The organism is Niallia oryzisoli, from assembly GCF_036670025.1.
Lineage (GTDB): Bacteria > Bacillota > Bacilli > Bacillales > Cytobacillaceae > Bacillus_BD > Bacillus_BD oryzisoli.
In genome coordinates, this window is the sequence record NZ_CP137640.1 from 4454738 (window position 1) to 4476727 (window position 21990).

Below are 21990 nucleotides of genomic sequence, written 5' to 3' on the forward strand. Positions count from 1 at the left end.
TTTGTAAAATATTCTTAAAATTTTCTCGAGTAACGAAAAAACAGCCCCGCACTCGATAAAAGTAGGGGCTGTTTTTTCATCCATTATACCATCACTTTACAAATATCATTTGTAAACTCAACCGGATCCTGAATTGGTAAACCTTCGATTAATAAGGCTTGATTGTATAGAAGATTAGTATACAACGCGAGTTTCTCTTGATCCTTTTCAAAGGCTGCTTTTAAGGATTGGAACACTTCGTGATGTGCATTAATTTCCAACACTTTATCTGCTTTAATACCTTGGCTGTCAGGCATCGCATTGAGGACCTTTTCCATTTCAATTGAAATTTCACCATCAGTAGATAGACAGACTGGATGAGTCTTTAATCTTTTAGAAATCCGAACATCTTTTACTTTACCAGCTAGGATATCCTTCATCTTTTCGAACAGATCCTTATTTTCATTCAATTCTTCATCTGTATTTGTTTGATCCTCTTCAATTCCGAGATCACCGCTTGAAACGGATTTGAATTCTTTTTCTTTATAAGTCATAAGCATCCTAATCGCAAACTCATCAATTTCATCTGTAAAATAAAGAATTTCATAGCCTTTATCTGCTACTAATTCTGTTTGCGGCAGCTTTTCAATCCGCTCATTAGAATCACCTGAAGCATAATAAATATATTTTTGGTCCTCAGGCATTCTAGATACATATTCATCAAGAGTAACCAGCTTTTTCTCTTTTGAAGAATAGAACATCAATAAGTCTTGCAAAACTTCTTTATGAGAACCGAAGTCACTGTATACTCCATATTTCAACTGTCTGCCGAAGGAATTGAAAAACTTCTCATACTTTTCTCGATCATTTTTCAATAAGCTTAAGAGCTCACTTTTAATCTTTTTGTTAATGTTTTTCTCAATTCGTTTTAACTGACGATCATGCTGGAGCATTTCCCTTGAGATATTTAAAGATAGATCTTCGGAATCGACCATACCCTTTACAAAGCTGAAATAGTCCGGCAGGAGATCCGCACATTTATTCATAATCAATACGCCATTGGAGTAAAGCTCTAATCCTTTTTCATATTCCTTAGAATAGTAATCAAATGGAATATTTTCCGGAATGAAAAGAATTGCATGATATCTTACCGCACCATCGACACTTGTATGAATCGTTTTTAACGGCTTGTCAAAACCATATCGCTTTTCATGATAGAACTTTTCATAATCTTCATCAGTAAGATCGTTTTTGTTCTTTTTCCAAATTGGAACCATACTATTAATCGTCTGTTCTTCTTTAAAATCTACATATTCATTTTCGCTGTCTTCTTTTGGCTTGCTTACAGTAACATCCATTTTAATTGGATAGCGAATAAAATCAGAATACTTCTTAATGATTTCTTTTAAACGGTATTCTTCTAAGAACTCTCCAAACTGGTCTTCCTCAGTATTATCTTTTATTTTCAAAATGATTTCCGTACCGACAGAATCCTTTTGCCATGGCTCAATCGTATACCCATCTGCACCTTCGGATTCCCACTTGTAGGCTTCGTCACTTCCCAATGCTTTACTTATGACAGTTACCACATCTGCAACCATAAAAGCAGCATAGAAACCAACACCAAATTGACCGATAATGTCATATCCATCTTTCAGCTCATTCTCTTTTTTGAATGCTAAAGAACCGCTCTTTGCAATAACACCCAGGTTATTTTCAAGCTCTTCCTTTGTCATTCCGATACCAGTATCAATAATTTTAAGGGTCCTGTTTTCTTTTTCTGCCTCGATTTTTATGTAGTAGCTATTCTGATCAAAACGTAAAGAGTCATCTGTCAAAGCTTTGTAATAAATCTTATCAATCGCATCACTGGCATTTGAAATTAACTCTCTTAAAAAAACCTCGCGATGAGTATAAATGGAATTAATCATCAAGTCTAGCAGCCTTTTAGATTCCGCCTGGAATTGTTTCTTTTCCATAAAAACATCTCCTTTCATAGCTAAGACTACGTGAACCATATGTTACGTAGTAGATTGTTGTAACAAATGAATTAGCACTCTACCCAATAGAGTGCTAATCGCGATATAATTTAAATAACATATCTATTTTCATGTGTCAATATTTTTGAAAAAATAACAGTCTAAATCTTATTCAGAGTACTTTCTAAACAAAAGCGTAGCGTTATGACCGCCAAATCCAAGGGAATTAGACAAAGCAATGTTAACATTCTTCTCCCTTGCCACATTCGGAACATAATCTAAATCCAGCTCTTCATCCTTTGTTTGGTAATGAATTGTAGGTGGAAGAATTCCATCTCTGATGCTTAAAAGAGAAAAGATCGCTTCAACGGCACCTGCAGCCCCTAGCATATGACCTGTCATGGATTTCGTAGAGCTGACAGACAGCTGATACGCATGCTCTTTAAAAACGGATTTAATGGCTTTTGTTTCATACAAGTCATTCAACGGAGTCGAGGTACCATGTGCATTGATATAATCGACTTGTTCCGGCAAAATATCAGCATCATTTAATGCTAATTGCATTGCCCGTGCAGCACCTTCCCCATCTGGTGCAGGCGATGTGATATGATAGGCATCCCCTGTGGCACCATAGCCGATCAGCTCGCCATAAATTTTCGCTCCGCGTGCTATGGCATGCTCTAATTCTTCTAAAATGATTATACCTGCACCTTCAGCAATAACGAAGCCATCGCGATTTTTATCAAACGGACGGCACGCTGTTTCGGGATCTGGATTTGTTGACAGTGCGGTCATGTTTGAAAATCCTGCGACCGTCATTTCCGTAATAGAAGCTTCCGTACCACCTGCAATCATAATATCTACACTACCTTTTTGTACCTCTCGAAATGCGTCACCAATGGAATTGGATCCGGAAGCACAAGCCGTTACAGAGCAATTGTTGATTCCTTTTGCACCTAATTCGATCGATACTCTTCCTGCAGCCATATCCGGTATAAACATTGGAATCGTAAATGGGTTCACCCTTCTTTGCCCTTTATCTAAAAACTTTCTATATTGTTCTTCAAATTCACCCAAACCGCCAATACCTGAACCAATCCATACACCAATACGCTCAGGGTCCACATTTTCACCGATCTGAAGAGCGGCATCCGCAGCAGCCATTTTGCTGGCCGCAACAGCAAGCTGACTAAAGCGCCCCATTCTTCTAACTTCTTTTCGATCAATAAACTCTTCTGGAACAAAGTCTTTTACTTCTCCTGCAAGTTTTACATCTACTTTTTCCACATCAATACGGACTGCAGGCGCAATTCCTGAGTGACCTTTTTTAATATTTTCCCATGCTGTTACAGCATCATTTCCTACTGGAGTAACAGCTCCAATACCTGTAATGACAACTCTTTTTTTCATTTATACTATCTCCCTATTATTAATATATTTATTGTAACCCGCGATACTCTTGATTTCAAAAGGACAGTAGAGGATGGAAAATATTTCGAATTTATTTTAAAATTCTAGCATTTTTTCCATTAGTTATATATATTTATTTATTTAATACTCGCTTCCTTCTATCCTTTTCTTACATATTCATTTTCATTATAATAAGACTATTCACTATATTACATTGGTTTAACCTTTTCAATCTCTGATTTTTTAAATATATTACTTTATTGGAGGTACTATGAATTACAAATTATTTCCACTGGGTGATCAAGGAGTTATTATCGAACTAGGAAATACTATCTCTACGATTACACATCAAAAAATACAAATGATTTCTTCATACCTTCAAGATTTTCCTGTTGAATGGATGATTGAATATATTCCTGCATTTACAACTTTGACCATCTTTTATCATCCAATGAAAATCGAACGTCTCACACAGGGACGAAAACTCCCCTACCATTATGTTTGCGAACAGCTAATCACGTTATTATCCAGTATTGGACTAGATCAAACATTTGAATCAAGAATGATTGAAATCCCTGTTTGCTATGGCGGAGAATATGGACCAGACCTAGAAATCGTTGCTGAATTCAATCACAAAACACCGGAAGAAGTGATTCAAATCCATACCTCTGGTGATTATGTCGTCTATATGATCGGTTTTGCACCCGGATTCCCTTACCTAGGTGGAATGTCAGATAGAATCGCTGCACCTAGAAGAAAAACACCAAGATTACAGATACCTGCCCGTTCAGTCGGAATTGCAGGGAACCAAACCGGCATTTATCCACTTGAAACACCCGGAGGATGGCAAATCATTGGCCGTACACCGTTTTTCTTGTTTCACCTTAATCAAGACCCTCCTACTCTATTAAAAGCAGGTGATAGAATTAAATTTACCAGCATCTCCTGCGCGGAGTTCAAAGAAAGAGAGGCAAAAGAAAAGCATGATTACAATCACTAAACCCGGCCTTCTTTCCACTATTCAAGACCTTGGACGGTTTGGCTATCAAAAATACGGCGTTATTACAAGTGGTGCGATGGATTCCCTTTCCCATCGATTAGCGAATCTATTAGTAGGTAATGAAGAAAATAAACCAACGATTGAAATGACTTTTCTTGGACCCAACGTTCAGTTTCAGGAGGATGCTTTAATTGCTATCTGCGGCGGGGACCTATCACCTACTATTCAAGACCGGCCTGTCCCTATGTGGCGTCCAGTCCTTGTAAAAAAAGGAGCCGTACTCAAATTTGGATACGCTAAAACTGGCACCCGTTCATATCTTGCAGTAGCGGGAGGGTTTTCAATCCCCTCTATTATGAATAGTACTTCCACTTATTTACGTGCTAATTTAGGAGGCTTTCATGGACGCGCCTTACAGGCAGGAGACAAAATCGCGTTTGCTGAAAAGTCACACCAGTCCAGTAAGCTGATAAAAAAATTGATCAATATGGACCGAAACCTGCCCTTTGTTGAAATGAACTGGTCTATTTCTTCAGAACTTATCCCAAAGCTGGAAAAGAATCCTGTTTTCCGTGTCATGAAAGGGCGGCAATATCAGCTTTTTACAAAAGAAAGTCAGGAATGGTTATGGACGGAACCTTTTCAAATTAGCCCTCAGTCTGACCGAATGGGTTACCGGTTAAAAGGACCTATGCTACGCCTAGAGAAGGCCATTGAAATGTTATCTGAAGCCGTCACATTCGGTACCATTCAAGTACCTGCTGACGGGAACCCGATTATCCTTATGGCTGATCGGCAAACAACCGGCGGTTATCCTAAGATAGGCGAAATTGCTTCTGTTGATTTGCCATTACTTGCCCAAGTTAAACCAAATGATACGATTCATTTTACCAATATTACGCCGGAGGAAGCACAATTGCTTTATCTGGAAAGAGAGAAAAAAATCAAACAGCTTAAATATGGGATTTATCATTTATAAGGAGGAAATCGTCATGCACGTAATTGATATAAATTGTGATATGGGGGAAAGCTTTGGTGCTTATAGCATAGGATATGATGAAGAAATACTGAATTATGTTACATCAGCAAATATTGCCTGCGGTTTTCATGCGGGTGATCCCGCAACGATGAGAAAAACAGTCCAGCTTGCTCTAGAAAAGAATGTCGGGATCGGAGTACATCCCGGCTTTCAGGACTTAGTTGGTTTTGGTAGAAGAGAAATGAAGATTTCACCTCAAGAAACTTATGATATTATCGTTTATCAAATTGGTGCACTATACGGCTTTGTAAGGGCCGAAGGCGGAAAACTGCAGCACGTAAAGCCGCACGGCGCCCTATATAATATGGCTGCTAAGGATAAAGCTTTATCAAAAGCCATTGCAGAAGCCATCTATAAAATAGACCCGGAATTGATTCTCTTTGGTTTAGCTGGCAGTGAATTAATCGAGGCTGGGAAGAAAATTGGACTGCGTACAGCAAATGAGGTGTTTTCAGATCGCACTTATCAACAGGATGGCTCCTTAACACCCCGTTCCCATCCAAATGCTCTCATTATTGACAGCCAAGAAGCAGATAACCAAGTCATTACAATGGTGAAGGAAGAAAAGGTGCGTACACTCCAAGGGATGGATCTCTCAATTCAGGCAGATACCGTCTGTATTCATAGCGACACGAAAGGGGCTTTAGAATTTGCTAAATCCTTATCCGTATCATTAAAAGAAGCTGATATTAGACTGACAAAAATCAGTGACTACAAATAATAGTGAAACATGATCTCCATATAAGGGGCTGTCCAATTGGGACAGCCCCTTCTTAATACGGTAATTCTTTAATTATATATGTATTTCAAACAAACTTTTGAAATATATGTGTCATATTTTCGACAAAATCCAATATTCCCTCACTCATTACAAAAGAAATGGTAAAATATACCCAAACAAATCAGAGGTTATCTATCATGAGATCAACACGGCCATTGTTGTTTCTTATTTTTATGATCATATTGTCTGGATACAATACATCTCCTTCCGAAGAAAAGAATAAACATGAAACAAATAGTGAATTACCGGTGATCTCAATTATCGCTGATTCAGAGCAATCACTTGCATTGTTTCAAATGGAGAAAAAAAATATTGAAGAAAAGTTTGGTGTTCGTATAGAATACCATTATCCAGACAGATTGAATGATAATCTTGAAGATTTTTTATTTGCCAGCAAAAAAAACTACGATATTTATATGATCTTTCCTGGTAAAATGCCGGAATATGTAACAAGAGATATGCTGCTGCCGCTTGATTCATATATCGAAAATACAAAAGATTTCGATGATCTATTACCCGTCTACCGAAATCTTTATATGAATTTTGACGGGCACGATTATGGAATGGTTTATGATGGGGATACACATTTGTTATTCTATCGAGCAGATATCTTTAAAAAATATAATGATGAGTACAAAGAAGAATATGGAAAAAACATAGAGTCGCCTTCAACATGGGAGGAATATGACCAAATTGCTAAATTCCTAACAAGAGATCTAAACAACGACGGAAAAGCGGTTTTATATGGCACTGCGATTTTTGGCAGAGATGCTAAAAGATACATTTGGTTTGCTGAACGTTATAACTCTATGGGAGGACAGTATTTTGATGAAGAGATGAATCCACTTATCCAAAATGAATTAGCGGTTATAGCATTACAAGATTTAATTGATCTGAATGACAGTGGAGCTACTCCCCCAAATTCCATGTATGATTGGATTGATTTAAATAACGCTTTTCTCCATGGCAACCTCGCCATGGTCGTTCAATGGAGTGACACTTCTCGTTTTTCTTTTGATCATAAAACATGGGATTCTCAAGTTGAAAATAAAATTGACTGGACTTCGGTGCCTGCGCAAGATCCTGATCAGCCTAAAGGAGGGATCTGGATTGGCCGTGTTTTAGGAATTTCCAAGCAATCACCAAATCCTGATAAAGCGTGGGAAATTATCTCTTATATTACATCAAAGGAGATTAGTAAAAAAGGACTTTCATCAAAAGAAACCATTAACGACCCATTTCGTTACAGTCATTTTACCACTGTTGGAAAAGGAGCATTCCCATTAGTTGAAATGAACGAAGATTTTCTTAACACAGTAAAGTCAAGCTTATACAACCCAAATGCTGATTTGATGATTCCAAGCGGATGGGAATACATGCAAGCACTTGATGAAAATATACACAAAGCATTAATTCATAATTTAACTGCCGAGGAAACTTTACAATTAACCGCCGCTGAATGGAATGATATTACGGAACAATACGGACGTAATGGACAGTCCGACCATTACAGACAATGGCTCAACCTCCTCAAGGAGGTAGGTAAGAATGAAATGGAATAAGGGATTAGTTGTCCAATTCTGGCTGGCCATGAACAGTCTTGTTTTAACTGGTGTTCTCACCATTAGTATGCTTTATCTCTGGCTGGAAACAACACATCTGGAGGAAGCCTTAAAAAATGAAGGCATAACTGCAGCTAAAACACTAAACTCAGCTATTGGATTATCTATGCTTGAAGGGGATTATTCCAACTTAAGTCCTCTAACGTATTCTTTGCAGTCTGAACCAAATATAGCTTATGTCATTATCAGGGATAAAGAAGGAAACACCGTTAATCAAAAAGGTGAAACAACTTTAGGAAATTTAATAATTGAAAAACTCCCTATCGAATACTATAAAGAAAACGTTGGAGAAGTTGAAATCGGTCTAAAAACGACTGCCCTGGAAAAACAACAAAAAATAGTCCTATTTGAAACAATTATTACAGTTATTATTTATTCGATTCTGTCTTTGATCTTTTCCTATGTGATTAGCAGGAGATTGACTGCTCCTATCAAAAAATTGATATCGGCAACGAAGCAATTATCAAAAGGATACCGAAATGTAGATGCGTTAGAGAAAAAAGGTGTAATTGAAATACAACAATTAGCCATTGAGTTTAATAAAATGGCCAAAACCATCCAAAACCATGAAGAAATCTTAGTCAATAAAATTAACAATGCAACGAAGGATTTATCCAACAAAGTAGCCATGCTAGAAGTATTCGACAGTATTTCAAATTCTGTCTTAGAAGACGATGTTCAAAGTTCAGAAGTCATCAAATCAACCTTGGTCAATATTCAAAAGTATATGGGAGTAGAGCATATTTCATTAACAGTTATGAACCAGCAAAAGAAACTGGAAGTACACAAACTCGAACAGTATAATATTATTTCTTCCTTTATACTGCAATTGGAAGACACATGTTTTATTTATGCTATCGACCATAAGCAAATCATTGTACGTAATCACTTTCAATTATATAATGGTTCCTATTTTGAACAGGCACTTTTGAAAGAAGGAATGAACTCATTATTAATACTGCCAATTATCGCAAAAAATACGGCCATTGGCACATTAAATATTGCAAGCACAGAAGAAAACTATTTTTCAGAAGATATTATCGAACAGCTGCAACCCTTTACAAATCACATAGCCCTTGCATTTGATAGGGTTGCAGCATATGAATCATTACACAAGTCTGCCTATCATGATTATTTAACAGGCTTACCAAATTTCCGTTTATTCAAAATGTATGTACAGGATGCGATAGAAAAAGCTAAACAAAACAATACTTTGGCAGCCATTTTGTTTTTAGACCTCGATCGATTCAAAGCAGTCAATGACACATTTGGTCATGCAACAGGAGACCTTTTATTAAGGCATATTTCAAAACAAATTGTATCTTGCTTAGATGAAAGTGATACTGTTTCCCGCATAGGCGGTGATGAATTTACCATTCTATTACCACTTTTACTAGACCATACTGAACCCATCCTGGTTGCAGAAAAAATTATGAAGGCTTTAGAAAATCCCGTCATCATTAAAGGCTATAAAATTCCTATATCAACAAGTATAGGCATTTCCTTTTATCCAAAGGATGGTAACGATGCGGATACTTTAATAAAACTAGCTGATCACGCAATGTATAAAGTGAAACAGCACGAAAAAAATAATTACGCTATTTATTCAAGACAAGATGATAAATATTTCGGAAATCAAATCGTCCTGGAGAATAGCATCCGTAAAGCCATTAATAACGATGAACTTGTTGTTTATTATCAACCGAAAATTAATATACAGAATGGCAGAGTCTCTGGTGTGGAAGCATTAGTTCGCTGGATTCATCCAGAAAAAGGGCTGATTCCACCGCAGACCTTTATTCCACAAGCTGAAGAAACCGGGCTCATTATTTCGATTGGAGAGTTTGTTTTACTACAAGCATGTCATCAATGTGTTACATGGCAAAAGATGGGACTTCCTCCTATACCTGTTTCTGTCAATCTATCTCCGCATCAGTTTTTACAAGCATCACTAGTCAGTAATATTGAAAAGATCATTAAAAAGACCGGCATAAACCCTGAACTTTTAGAACTGGAAATTACTGAAAGTATGTCAATGGATATTAACCGATCCATTGTTATCTTACAAGAATTGAAAGATTTAGGGGTTCATATCGTTGTTGATGATTTTGGGACCGGTTATAGCTCACTTAACTATTTACGAAAATTACCTATTGATACTGTAAAAATTGATAAAACCTTTATTAATGACATGACTATCGATCAAAATAACGAGGCAATTGTAGCGACAATTATTACGATGGCTCATAATTTAAAGTTAACCGTTACAGCTGAAGGTGCAGAGACCGAGGAACAAGTTAAATATTTAAAAAGATATCTCTGTGACAATGTTCAGGGCTATTACTTCAGCAAACCATTACCAGCCACTGAATTTGAAACCTTGTACTCTCAACTCGTAATGGAAGCACAAAAAACTATACTGTTATATGCTTAAGAACCTAATATACTTAGGTTCTTTTTATTAGCTGTACAAAAAGACCTTCAGGTTATTCTTTTGATCGATTGTAGCTAATAAGATATGATGTAATTCAACGTTGTAGCTTGATTTAATCCTCTCTTTTAACCACTCTTCATCCTTTCCAATCTCATGTAATACATAAATATTCAGCTTACCTTCTTTAATAACAGTTCGAGGAAAAGAGAAGGGTTTTGTTTGTATTTTCATATCTGCTTTGGTTATCGTTTGTTGTTGAGGATTTAAAAAGATAGAAATCGTTCCATCCGGCTCCCATAAAGCTAGAGAAACATGATGCACCTCTGACACTTTCTGCTTTCTTATTTCTGATAAAAGTACATCGAGCGATATCCTGGCTTTCGCTAGATTTTTATAAATAATTTGACTATCTTTTATTAATGGAAAGGCTTGGCCATGCAAAAGATTTCTAATGCCTTGAAATTTCAAAATTAATAAGATCGTACATAGATACAATATGATTAAAGCAGACATCGAAATCATCGATCCCTTTAATCCTAAATGTTCATCCGATAATGGATGCGCCATGATATTTCCGATAATTAATGCCATGACAAAATCAATTAATCTTAGTTGAGAAATGGAACGCTGTCCCATTATTTTTGCTGATAACAGCAAAAATAAGTAGGTAACAACAGCTCTTAACACCCACTGCAAGGTTGTTAGAGATTCTTGACCATGAAAGAACTCCATTGTATCCCCCCTCCCTTAAAATTTGCATGTTTATTTTCCCCAATTGGAGTTATGTTATTTCGAAAATAAAAAAGCAGACTTTTTTTATGTCTGCTTTTTACATTTATAAAATTTATCGTTTTCCGACAGAAGACTCCCACTTCAAGGAATGTGAAGGGTGTAGCCCAATGAGAAAGTGGGAGATGAATGTCGGTTGGCGATAGCCAAAACATATGTTTGCATGGTATAATTTCCCTGTACAAGTTGTTCTTTGAAAACTGGATATATAGGGTTGTGACAAGAAAGGCTTTGTCACGTAAAATATCCAAGCATCATTCGCCCTGCACGTATCGAAGTAGCGAAAACCAAGCAGAGTAGAGCGTGCAGTGAGTTCAAATGTACAAGATAGTATCGCCGCAGGAGGCTACAAAGCCATCTGTACTGCTAACTGTCGGTGCGACAGGGATAGCCTGCTAAATAACTGGTGGATACACCAGTGTTCGCAGGAATCTCCATCTCAAGTTTCGTTAGAAATTAAGGTGGAGTAGTTCAATTCAGTACATTCACTAATGTTCCAATTTGTTCAACCGTAACTTTAACTTCATCCCCTGATTTCAGCCATTCCTGTTGGTCTTCCGGATAACCTAGCACAACTCCCTCTGGTGTTCCAGAGAAAATGATATCTCCCGGCTTTAACGTCATGTGTTCAGAAATATAGCTGATAAGCGTTGCACAATCAAAAATCATATCACGAGTGTTGGCTGACTGCTTTACAACACCATTTACTTTACATTCAATATTTAGGTTGTTTGGATCTATTTCATCTGCTGTCACTAAATAAGGACCTACTGGACCAAAGTTATCAAGGGTTTTTCCAAGCAGCCACTGTCCGCTGCGGAATTGCAAATCTCTTGCAGACAAGTCATTTCCAACCGTATAGCCAAACACATAGGATAGAGCTTCATCCTTTGACACATTCGCTGCTTCTTTGCCAATTACAATGACAAGTTCTACTTCATAATCAAATTTCTCAGCACTTTTCGGCAATACAATCGTTTGATTATGCGCAGCCAATGCATTATTAAATTTGCTAAAAAGTACAGGTGATGTAGGTATGTCCATACTCGATTCTTTTGCATGGTCCACATAATTTAAACCGACACAAATTATTTTTTCCGGATTTGTTACAGATGGTGCATATACTAATTCTTCTTCTGAAAGATATGATATTTCCCTTTCACACAATTCGCTTAACTGCCTAATCCCCTTTTCACCTGCAGCAATCACATCTTCTATTTTCGTTGGAACTTCAAGGGCAAAAGTTTTAGCAGCTTGTTCTACATCGATAATTCCATTTTCTGTTTTAATACCTAAGCGTGTGGTATTTCCAGCTTTAAAATTGATAAATCTCACCTTAAGTCCTCATTTCATTTTGTATTTACTTTTGATTTATTAAAAATCAGTATATTACATAATTCTACTGACATTAGGGTAATCCCTTCATAACTTTACTGGATTTTGTGCTTGATATTAATAAGAAAATACAGTTCATTTGTTGGATTCTAATAGGATTAGTATTATTTTAATAATAAGAAGTTTATTATGTTAGGTTATGTTCATTTAAAACGAGATGGAGAGTGATTTTTGTATGATGGTTTTTGAAGCCATTCAAAAAAGACGAGAAATAACTCATTATATCCAAAAGCCGATAGCAAGTGAGGAACTGGAGCAAATATTACAAGCTGCCTATTTAGCTCCGGCAGGAAATAATCTTCCATCAAGGGAATTTATTTTAGTAACTGAGCGTGATTCGTTACAGCATTTATCACAAGCTACACCGTTTGTACCTTGGCTTTCAGATGCTGCAGCAGCAATTGTCATTACTGGACGTCCAGATATCAGCAAATATTGGCTGCAGGATTCATCCATTGCCAGTGGTTTTATTTGGCTGTCAGCAATCGAATTGGGAATCGGTGCTGCCTTTGGTGCGATTTATCACTCCGAGGATCAGGATGAGTCTGAGAAAAGAGAGAACTTTGTTAGAGAACATCTCCAAATCCCAAGTGACAGACGCGTTGTTGCCATATTAGGATTAGGCTATCCAGAAAAAGAACCACCTGCTAAAACATTATTACCAAGAGAATCAATTGTACACTACGGTAAGTTTGGCAAATAACTCTTTGCAGCATCCTGCCTGCTGATTACACAGAAAGTAAATATCATTTACAACAACTATCTATTAAATTTATAATCAAATTAGAATTTGGTATGCATTTGTCATGCTAATTACCACTCACCTTCATTGAAGGCGGGTGGTTTTTATTGTGTATTTAGTAAGGAGGAAATTATGAGTATATGGAAATATGGTCTCCTTGTATTTCTTGGAGGCTGCTCTTATGGTGTTGTTTCAACATTTGTTAAACTCGCATATTCCGAGGGCTTTAATGTAAGTGATATAACGGGAACACAGTATTTTTTTGGCGCGATCATGTTATGGATTCTTTCCATGTTTATTCAAAAAAACAAATTAAGTATAAAGCAAATTTTGATTTTGCTTATAAGCGGAACACCAATGGGGTTAACCGGTATTTTTTATAATCAATCGCTCAAATATATCGATGCTTCATTAGCCATTATACTATTACTTCAATTCACTTGGGTTGGAATCATTTTACAATTTCTTTTGGATAAAACAGTTCCAAGTCGAAAAAACTTGAATGCTACCACAGTGATCCTTATTGGCTCTGTGCTTGCTTCAGGAGTTTTGTATAATAGTATCTCTTTTTCGCTAATTGGATTATGCTGGGGATTACTTTCAGCCATATCTTTTGCATCCTTTATCTATATTAGCGGACGCTCAAGCATACCCATCCATCCTATTCGAAAGAGCGCAATTATGACCAGCGGAGCAACAATTCTTGTGTTTTTCATTTTACCGCCAACCTTTATCTTGAATGGCTCACTAATGGATGGTTTGCTTACATTTGCCCTGTTCTTTGCATTTTTCGGTTCATTTCTCCCTCCGCTTCTGTTTAATATCGGGATGCCAAAGGTCGGCAGTGGACTCGGGAACATCTTAAGCGCATCAGAATTACCTACTGCCGTAACTATGTCAACACTTATTCTTAAGGAAAGTGTTACCCTCTCCCAATGGATAGGTGTTACCATCATTCTAATTGGAATTGCCTATCCTAATCTGCAAATGGTGCAAAAATTGTACAATAAAAAAATGAAAGGAAGTTAGATTCCTTCCTCTCATTTTTAATAGATTAATAATTTCTAAAGCAATGTAATAGACTTTTTAGTAACGCTTTCTTTTTGATGAACCAGGAATACCCATTTCTTCCCGGTACTTTGCAACGGTCCGGCGGGAAATCTGTATTCCATTTTTCATGAGTAATTCGACAATCTTTTGATCTGAAATTGGTTTTTCTTTATTTTCTTTATCAATCAGGTCCTTTATTTGTTCCTTAATTACCACAGATGATTCACTATCCATACTGTTACGTCTTGAAAGGCCTGTTGAAAACAAGTCCTTTACTTTAAAAAGTCCATGTGGTGTCTGGATATACTTATTACTTGTTGCCCTGCTGATGGTCGACTCATGAAAGCCAAGCTGTTCAGATAAATCCTTTAAGGTCATAGGTTTTAATTTGGTCATTCCATAATGGAAAAAATCCTTCTGCATCTCTAATATCGCTTCAGTCACCTTATAAAGCGTATATTTTCTTTGCGAAATGCCATTCATTAGCATAGTTATTTCATGTTGTTTCTTTTTAATATAATCCTCTGCCATTTTCACAGTATTATTCTTATAAATAGGATGAATAGAAATTTGAGGAATCATACTATCATTAACAATAATTATATGTTCATCATTTACTTTTTCTACTATTACATCAGGAATAATATATTGTGTCATTTCATGATGATATTCACTGCATGGGCGGGGATTTAAAGATTTAATAAAATCAGCTGCTTCTTGAATATCCTGTACGGTTACATTAAATTGTTTGGCCATTTTATGATAGCGGTTTGCAGCTAAATCTTCCATATGGTGTTCAATGATAGGATAGGCTAATGGGTGGGAATCTTGTTGTGATTCGGTTTGAATCAAAAGACATTCTTTTAGATTTCTAGCTCCTACTCCTACTGGGTCTAGCGTTTGTAAAATAAAAACAGCTTCCTCCATTTCTTCCATTGATACAGATAAAATTTGAGCGGCATTCACTGGCTCTATTTCCAAATAACCATGTTGATTTAAATGACCAATTAAAAATTTCAAGATGTTTTTCTGACCTTCATTAATTTTAGCGTGTGTCATGATCTGCTCAAGTAAATGCTTTTCAAGAGTAATTACAGTATCCGAGTAATGAATAATAGGATCATAGTCCTTATCACTGTTAGAAGTACCGGAAGATACGCTTGTTTGATTATAGTTACGAGTCACAAAATCCATACTGATATTTTCTTTTATATCTAAAAGGGGGTTTTCAACTGCCTGTTGTTTTAAGAAATCGATTAGTTCATATGCAGAGTATTGTAGAATATTAATCGATTGCCTAAGCTCAGGTGTCAACGTCAGCTTTAGGGTTTGATATTGATTTAAATTCATTCCTAATTGCATATTACTCACCTATTATTCTGAAAATTTTTAATTATTAAAATAATATTTATAAAACTATAATAACTTATTTTTCATCATATGAATAGTACTATTTGAGTTTTTCAAAAGAGAAAAATGTCGAAATGTTATTTATTCAATCACAAAAAAGAAAAACCTGTTAAATGGCTTACAGGTTTTTCATAGGTACTTGAAAACAGTAATCTATCATACTTTATACAATTCGATTCGTTCTATTATTTATTTATGACTGTTTCATTTAACTGTATTTCTTCTGTATTCAAAACAGAATGTTCTTTTTTACGATAGAACAGGAAGTAAGAACCAATGACAAGAGCAGTTAACAGAGATGTTAACAGGAATTGCATTCTCATTGAATCAATAAAAGCCTGGGCAGCAAAAATGGCAAATAAGACAAAGATCGTTGCATAAGTCAAATATGGGAACAGCCACATTTTCACTACCAGTTTTTCAGGATTGTTTTTTTCCATTCTCCTTCGCAGAATAATGTGTGAGAAAGCAATAAAGATGTACATTAGCATAGAAACTCCGCCTGAACTGTTTGCCAAAAATACAAAGACGGTATTGGGAGCAATGAATTTACACAGCGTGAATACATAGGCAAAAAGTAAACTAATCGCTAATGCCCAAATTGGTACTCCTTTTTTATTTACCCGGGTTAAAATTCTTGGGGCATCCCCTTTCAAAGCCAATGAGTAAACCATTCGGGAACTTGTATACAGACCGGAATTTAAAACTGAAAGTAAAGAGATAAAGATGACAAGATTCATCACTTGCCCCGCGGCAGAAAATCCTGCCAGTTCAAATACACTCGCATAAGGTGTCAGAAGTAAGTCTTTGGCATCCTGTGGAATAACCATAATTAGTACAGCTACTGAACCGACAAAGAACAGAAGAAGGCGCCATACAACCGCATTTATCGCTCTCATTATATTCTTATGAGGGTTTTGTGACTCACCTGCTGCAATAGCTGCAACTTCACTCCCTGATAATGAGAAAGTAATAAAAATTACACTAAGAAATACCGGAAGAATTCCTTTCGGAAAAAATCCGCCGTTTGCTGTTATTTCTGATAGGCTTTGCGCTTTTATCCCTGGAACGAATCCAAACAAAATCGCAGCCCCTAAGCATAAAAAGATTACAATTGCTGAAACCTTAATTAAAGCTAACCAATATTCAAATTCTCCATATGCTTTAACCGAAAAGATATTTGTTATTAACATTAAAACAGGGAAAACCAAGCTACCTACCCAAACTGGTATGGAAGGAAACCAATCATGTACCATCCCGCCTAATAATGTTGCTTCGATTGCAACAATAATAACCCAGTTAAACCAATAGAGCCAACCTATCGTAAATCCAGCCCAAGGACCGATTGCATTATGAGCGTATGTAGAGAAAGACCCGCTGTCTGGATTCACAACCGCCATTTCTCCAAGCATTCTCATGATCAAAACAATCATTAATCCAGCAATGATATAGGATATAATAGCACCAGGTCCTGTCGAATCAATAATTGCACCACTTCCGACAAATAATCCTGCCCCGATTACACCGCCAATCGATATCATGGTCACATGCCTAGTTTTTAGATCTTGTTTAAGTTCATTATGTTGTACGGCCAAACTTATCACCTTCCTTGTTCATTTTTTTGATAATTTTAAAATATTTCGTCTTTTAAAATTACAACCATTCATAAAAAAATGAATCTATCGTGAAAATTACAAAGAAGTTGTTAGGGATACTGTTTTATATGCAGTAAAGAATTCCATTGCAGCCTGACCTTGTTCCCTCGTACCGGAGCTGGATTCTTTCATTCCTCCAAATGGTGCCTGTGGTTCCGCTCCTCCGGTCTCGCCATTAATTTGAACCATCCCGACTTCACTATTTTTAATAAAGTCAAAGGCTTTGTTTAAATTGGTTGTAAACAATGACGCACTTAAACCATAGATCGTATCATTTGCTTGAGCAAGCGCTTCATTATAACCAGCTACTTTGATGACAGCTAACACAGGGCCAAATATTTCTTCTCTAGCAATGGTCATTTCATTTGTTACTTGTCCAAAAATCGTTGGTTCAATAAAATAGCCGCCATGATAGACTGGATCATATAAGGCGTTACCGCCGTAGAGAATTTCTGCTCCTTCTTCTAAGCCTTTTCTTATATAGGAAGTAACTGTATCAAATTGTTTTTTTGAAGCTACAGGCCCCATTGTCACAGCCTCATTTAAGCCATCCCCTACCTTAATTAGAGCGGTGTGTCCTAACAGTTTTTCAATAAATGGATCATAAATCGACTGTTCAACGTACACCCGGCTTGTAGCTGTACACCGTTGACCCGTTTGCTTCATGGCTCCTTCCACGGTTAATTTAGCCGCTAAATCCAAGTCAGCATCTTCAAGAACAATGACCGGGTTTTTACCACCCAGTTCCAGCTGGTACTTTTTATTTTGCGCCACTGCTTTGGAAGCCAGCTCTCTTCCAACCCGGTTTGAGCCGGTAAAAGTGATGGCTGCTGTTTCCGGATGTTCAACAAGTGCGTTTCCCACTATTTCTCCGCTTCCATTTAAAAGATTTAATACGCCAGGCGGCAGACCTGCCTGTTCAAACACACTCGCTATCTTTACTGCTGTAATGCCTGTCTCCTGAGAGGGCTTCCAAACGACTGTATTACCATAAACCAGTGCAGGTGCGATTTTCCAAATAGGAATCGCTACCGGGAAATTCCATGGTGTAATGACAGAAATAACACCCAGCGGTACTCTCACTGAATAAAGTGTATTTTGACTGTTTGCTGAGGGCAAAACCTCTCCCAGCTTTCTCATTCCTTCTTGAGCATAATAACGCAAAATGGATGCTCCGCGAAGAACCTCACCTTTCATTTCAATTAATCTTTTACCCATTTCCTTCGTAGCTGTCTCGGCAATATCCTGTGATTGCGCTTCCAAAATATCGGCTGCTTTCCGCAATACTTCTCCACGTTCAACAGGTGAAAGCTGTTTCCATTGTGAGAAAGCTGATTTTGCATGTTTTACAGCTTCATTTACTTCCTCGGCAATAGCTGGTACTGTATAACCTATCATTTGTGAAGGATTTGCAGGATTAATATGTTCTCTTGTTGTTCCATCCATGGAGTCTCTCCATTCTCCTCCAATGAAATTTAAATATTTAGTCACGATATTCCTCCTCGTCTTCTTAGGTTGATTTTCAACCGATGAAATTCTTTATTAATTATTTAGCAATAACCATGCCAATCAAACTTTTGTTTAAATAAGGGAAAAAATCGCTGATTTTGAAGAATGATTCATTAACGAATTAAGATATCTGAATTTTAATTCAATTCTTGATTATTGGATAATTTTGATTTATATTTGAATCAAACGCTACTTAAGAAAGGAAAATGGGATGAAAGATTCTTTTGCAGAGAAACTATTAAATTACATTATTGAAACATCTAACAATAATATCACTATTACAGATGCAGAAGGGATCATTCTTCAGTCAAACCCTGAACATTGGTCAGTTTATGGTCTCAAAGCCGATGAATATAAAGGGAAATCTGTTTATCAGCTTGAAAGGGAGGAAATTCTTACCCCTTCTATTTCCGCGATGGTTTTAAGAGAAAAGAAACCAGTCCAAATCCTGCAGCACACTCAAACTGGAAAGGTTATCATGACGAAGGGGTATCCTCTTTTTGATGATGATGGAACGATCGTTCGGGTTGTCAGCTACGCCCAGGATCAAACCGAAATTAGAAGACTCCAAGAACAATATGAACAATTGGAACGGAAACTTCAAGGCTATCAAACTGAAGTAGAGGAACTGCGAAGAAAAGAAGGGATACACTTCCGCAGCAAAGAAATGCAGCAGATTGCCAATACCATTCATCGAGTGGCTGAATCAGACGCCACGGTTCTATTTTTAGGTGAATCTGGCGTTGGAAAGAGCATGTTTGCCCACGAGCTTCACAACCGAAGCCAGCGCAGCGAAGAGCCCTTTATCGAAGTAAACTGCAGTACAATCCCTGAGAATTTGTTTGAATCAGAGATGTTTGGCTATGAAGCAGGTTCCTTTACCGGTGCAACCAAAAAGGGAAAGCAAGGATTGATTGAACAAGCCCATAATGGCACTTTGTTTTTAGATGAAATTGGGGAGCTTCCTCTATCCATGCAGGTGAAATTATTGAAGGTACTGCAGGAAAAGAAGTTTATGAGAATCGGAGGCAAGAAAGAACAGCATATCGATTTCCGGCTTGTAACAGCTACCAATCAGAATTTAGAGGAAATGGTAGAAAAGGGAAAGTTTAGACTTGATTTATTTTACAGACTAAACGTAATTCCGCTGCACATTCCCCCATTAAGGGAACGCAAAGATGAAATTCCTTTTTTAATCAACCATTATATTGACTTAATAAATGCAAAATACAAAACCGCAAAGAAGCTCCATGCCGCAACTTATGAATCATTAATAGCCTACAAATGGCCCGGCAATGTCCGGGAACTAGAAAACTTAATGGAACGTTTAATCTTAACAACTGAGGGAACTACTATTTATCCAAATGACCTACCCCCTTCCATTAACTGTCATCCCATTTCGAAAACAAAGGAAACCAAATTACAAAGGGAAACAACAATCCAGTTTGAAGAACTAAAACATCTAGATCTAAATTCAGCTATAGAAAAAGTGGAGGAACATATGATACTTCGAGCCGCTCAAACATGCAAAACAACCTATGAAATGGCCGAATTACTCGGAATCAGCCAGCCATCTGTCGTCCGAAAGCTTAAAAAATATAAAGGTGTCAGACACCACCAAAGGACAAAATGAACCATTTTGTCCATTTGGGGTGCCTGACACCTTGTTCTTTATGCTGTTACACTGTTTGCTGCAACTGCTGCTTCGATTGCTTGCTCTAAGATATTTAATCCTTCCTCTAGCTGCTCATCTGTAATCACTAGCGGCATTAACAGGCGCAATACATTGCTGTAAACTCCTGCACTGAAAAGCAACAGTCCTCTCCTGTTCGCTTCCTTAATAATACTGTTAGTCAAATCCTTTGCAGGTTCCTTTGAATCTCTGTCTTTCACGATCTCCATTGCACACATCGCTCCAAGACCTCTTATATCACCTATGCAATCAAACTTTTCTGTTAACCTTTCAAAATGATCCATAACCTTTTCACCGATTTCTTGCCCGCGTTGGTTAAGGTTTTCTTCTTCAATGATTTCTAATACTGCTAAAGCAGCTTTACAGCCTAATGGGCTTCCGCTGTATGTTCCGCCCAGTTCACCTGGTTCAGATTGATCCATAATTTCTTTACTGCCGATTACACCGCTGATTGGTACTCCTGCACCCATTGATTTTGAAACAGTAATTAAATCTGGAACAACATCAAAGTGCTCGATTGCAAAGTATTTCCCTGTTCTGGCAAATCCTGTTTGAATTTCATCGGCTATAAATAGGATACCATGCTCTTTACAGAATTCAGCAACTCCTTGGACAAAGTGTTTTCCAGGAACGATAAAACCGCCTTCGCCTTGCACCGGCTCCATAACAACAGCCGCGATTGTTTCTGATGCTACATCTGTAATAAAGAAGTTTTTAAAGTCAGCAAGCACCTGCTCTTCATGCTGCTCAATTGTCATACCCTCTGGTCTTCTATATGAGTATGGGTAAGGCGCTCTATATACTTCAGGTGCAAATGGACCGAATTCAAATTTATAAGGCTTAACTTTACTTGTCATGGTCATCGTCATTAATGTACGGCCATGATATCCTCTGGAAAAGGAAATAATACCTTGTCGTTTTGTATATTTACGGGCAATTTTAACGGCATTTTCGACTGCCTCGGCACCACTATTTTGTAAAAGAACTTTCTTCTCATGATTACCAGGAGATAATTCTGCAAGCTTTTCTGCCAGTTCAATATAAGATTCATACATCATGACATTAAATCCAGTATGAATAAATTGATCAACCTGCTCATGCAGGGCTTGTTTCACTTTCGGATGATTATGTCCAACATTCATCACACCAATCGCACCGACAAAATCAATAAACGTATTTCCATCAACATCTGTAATTAACGCTCCCTCTGCTTTTTGAGCAAATGCAGGAACCCCATTGCTTACTCCTTTAGGAACTATATTTTGTCGTCTCTCGACTAATGATTTAGATTTTTCTCCAGGGATACTTGTTTTGATTTCTGCGAAACTCATTTTTATCATCCTTTCCTTTGTTCAAGTTGTTTTCTTGCTTTTTTATAAAGCAATTCTTATGCCAACATAAATCCATAAATCGTATCTGTGCCAATAAATTTATGTTCTTACATTTTTCATAAGCAATCTTCATGCCATTTCTATCATCCTTAGAAAAAAATAAAAAAAGACT

General features: G+C 37.1%; 16 protein-coding genes. 8 read left to right on the forward strand and 8 right to left on the reverse strand.

Features of this window, described 5'->3' with window-relative positions; all coding sequences use genetic code 11:
* Positions 1–83: 83 nt before the first annotated feature.
* Together htpG and fabF are read right to left on the reverse strand one after the other, a co-directional pair.
* On the reverse strand, positions 84–1958 hold the full coding sequence (gene htpG, locus R4Z09_RS22350; protein ID WP_338448932.1) for a molecular chaperone HtpG: 1875 nt from the start codon (positions 1956–1958) through the stop codon (positions 84–86).
* A 168-nt stretch (positions 1959–2126) separates the two neighbouring features.
* Positions 2127–3368: a beta-ketoacyl-ACP synthase II gene (gene fabF, locus R4Z09_RS22355; RefSeq protein ID WP_338448933.1), complete on the reverse strand. Its 1242-nt coding sequence runs from the start codon at positions 3366–3368 to the stop codon at positions 2127–2129.
* A gap of 271 nt (positions 3369–3639) precedes the next feature.
* Here fabF and pxpB point away from each other — a divergent pair, with 271 nt between their 5' ends.
* The 5 genes from pxpB to R4Z09_RS22380 all read left to right on the forward strand — a co-directional run bounded on the left by pxpB (position 3640) and on the right by R4Z09_RS22380 (position 10244).
* The gene (gene pxpB, locus R4Z09_RS22360) at positions 3640–4368 is read left to right on the forward strand and encodes a 5-oxoprolinase subunit PxpB (RefSeq protein ID WP_338448934.1); all 729 of its coding nucleotides are present in this window, start codon (positions 3640–3642) and stop codon (positions 4366–4368) included.
* The gene (locus tag R4Z09_RS22365; RefSeq protein WP_338448935.1) at positions 4352–5347 is read left to right on the forward strand and encodes a biotin-dependent carboxyltransferase family protein; all 996 of its coding nucleotides are present in this window, start codon (positions 4352–4354) and stop codon (positions 5345–5347) included. The genes pxpB and R4Z09_RS22365 overlap by 17 nt, the downstream gene beginning before the upstream one ends.
* Positions 5348–5360: 13 nt before the next feature.
* On the forward strand, positions 5361–6128 hold the full coding sequence (locus tag R4Z09_RS22370; protein WP_338448936.1) for a 5-oxoprolinase subunit PxpA: 768 nt from the start codon (positions 5361–5363) through the stop codon (positions 6126–6128).
* Positions 6129–6325: 197 nt separating this feature from the next.
* Positions 6326–7750, forward strand: coding sequence for an ABC transporter substrate-binding protein (locus R4Z09_RS22375; protein ID WP_338448937.1), 1425 nt, complete (start codon positions 6326–6328; stop codon positions 7748–7750).
* Complete coding sequence (locus R4Z09_RS22380) at positions 7737–10244, forward strand: EAL domain-containing protein (RefSeq protein ID WP_338448938.1); 2508 nt, start codon at positions 7737–7739, stop codon at positions 10242–10244. The genes R4Z09_RS22375 and R4Z09_RS22380 overlap by 14 nt, the downstream gene beginning before the upstream one ends.
* A gap of 27 nt (positions 10245–10271) precedes the next feature.
* On the opposite strand, the gene R4Z09_RS22385 is transcribed toward R4Z09_RS22380, so the two are convergent.
* Positions 10272–10976, reverse strand: coding sequence for a DUF421 domain-containing protein (locus tag R4Z09_RS22385; protein WP_338448939.1), 705 nt, complete (start codon positions 10974–10976; stop codon positions 10272–10274).
* 528 nt (positions 10977–11504) lie between these two features.
* Positions 11505–12368, reverse strand: a complete 864-nt coding sequence (locus tag R4Z09_RS22390) for a fumarylacetoacetate hydrolase family protein (protein ID WP_338448940.1) — start codon at positions 12366–12368, stop codon at positions 11505–11507.
* Between the two features lie 235 nt (positions 12369–12603).
* Here R4Z09_RS22390 and R4Z09_RS22395 point away from each other — a divergent pair, with 235 nt between their 5' ends.
* Together R4Z09_RS22395 and R4Z09_RS22400 are read left to right on the forward strand one after the other, a co-directional pair.
* Complete coding sequence (locus R4Z09_RS22395; protein WP_338448941.1) at positions 12604–13131, forward strand: nitroreductase family protein; 528 nt, start codon at positions 12604–12606, stop codon at positions 13129–13131.
* 171 nt (positions 13132–13302) lie between these two features.
* Positions 13303–14199 (forward strand): DMT family transporter, encoded by an 897-nt coding sequence (locus tag R4Z09_RS22400; protein ID WP_338448942.1) that lies wholly within the window; start codon positions 13303–13305, stop codon positions 14197–14199.
* A gap of 57 nt (positions 14200–14256) precedes the next feature.
* Here the strand turns inward: R4Z09_RS22400 and rpoN are convergent, their stop codons facing one another.
* The 3 genes from rpoN to R4Z09_RS22415 all read right to left on the reverse strand — a co-directional run bounded on the left by rpoN (position 14257) and on the right by R4Z09_RS22415 (position 18731).
* Entirely contained in the window at positions 14257–15582 is a 1326-nt protein-coding gene (rpoN, locus tag R4Z09_RS22405; protein ID WP_338448943.1) for an RNA polymerase factor sigma-54, read from the reverse strand.
* 233 nt (positions 15583–15815) lie between these two features.
* Positions 15816–17234 (reverse strand): amino acid permease, encoded by a 1419-nt coding sequence (locus tag R4Z09_RS22410; RefSeq protein ID WP_338448944.1) that lies wholly within the window; start codon positions 17232–17234, stop codon positions 15816–15818.
* Positions 17235–17321: 87 nt separating this feature from the next.
* Positions 17322–18731, reverse strand: a complete 1410-nt coding sequence (locus R4Z09_RS22415; RefSeq protein WP_338453332.1) for an aldehyde dehydrogenase family protein — start codon at positions 18729–18731, stop codon at positions 17322–17324.
* Between the two features lie 274 nt (positions 18732–19005).
* Between R4Z09_RS22415 and R4Z09_RS22420 the strand changes: the two genes are divergently transcribed.
* Complete coding sequence (locus tag R4Z09_RS22420) at positions 19006–20427, forward strand: sigma-54 interaction domain-containing protein (RefSeq protein WP_338448945.1); 1422 nt, start codon at positions 19006–19008, stop codon at positions 20425–20427.
* Positions 20428–20465: 38 nt separating this feature from the next.
* Here R4Z09_RS22420 and gabT read toward each other — a convergent pair whose 3' ends face one another.
* On the reverse strand, positions 20466–21827 hold the full coding sequence (gene gabT / locus R4Z09_RS22425; protein WP_338448946.1) for a 4-aminobutyrate--2-oxoglutarate transaminase: 1362 nt from the start codon (positions 21825–21827) through the stop codon (positions 20466–20468).
* Positions 21828–21990 lie beyond the last annotated feature (163 nt).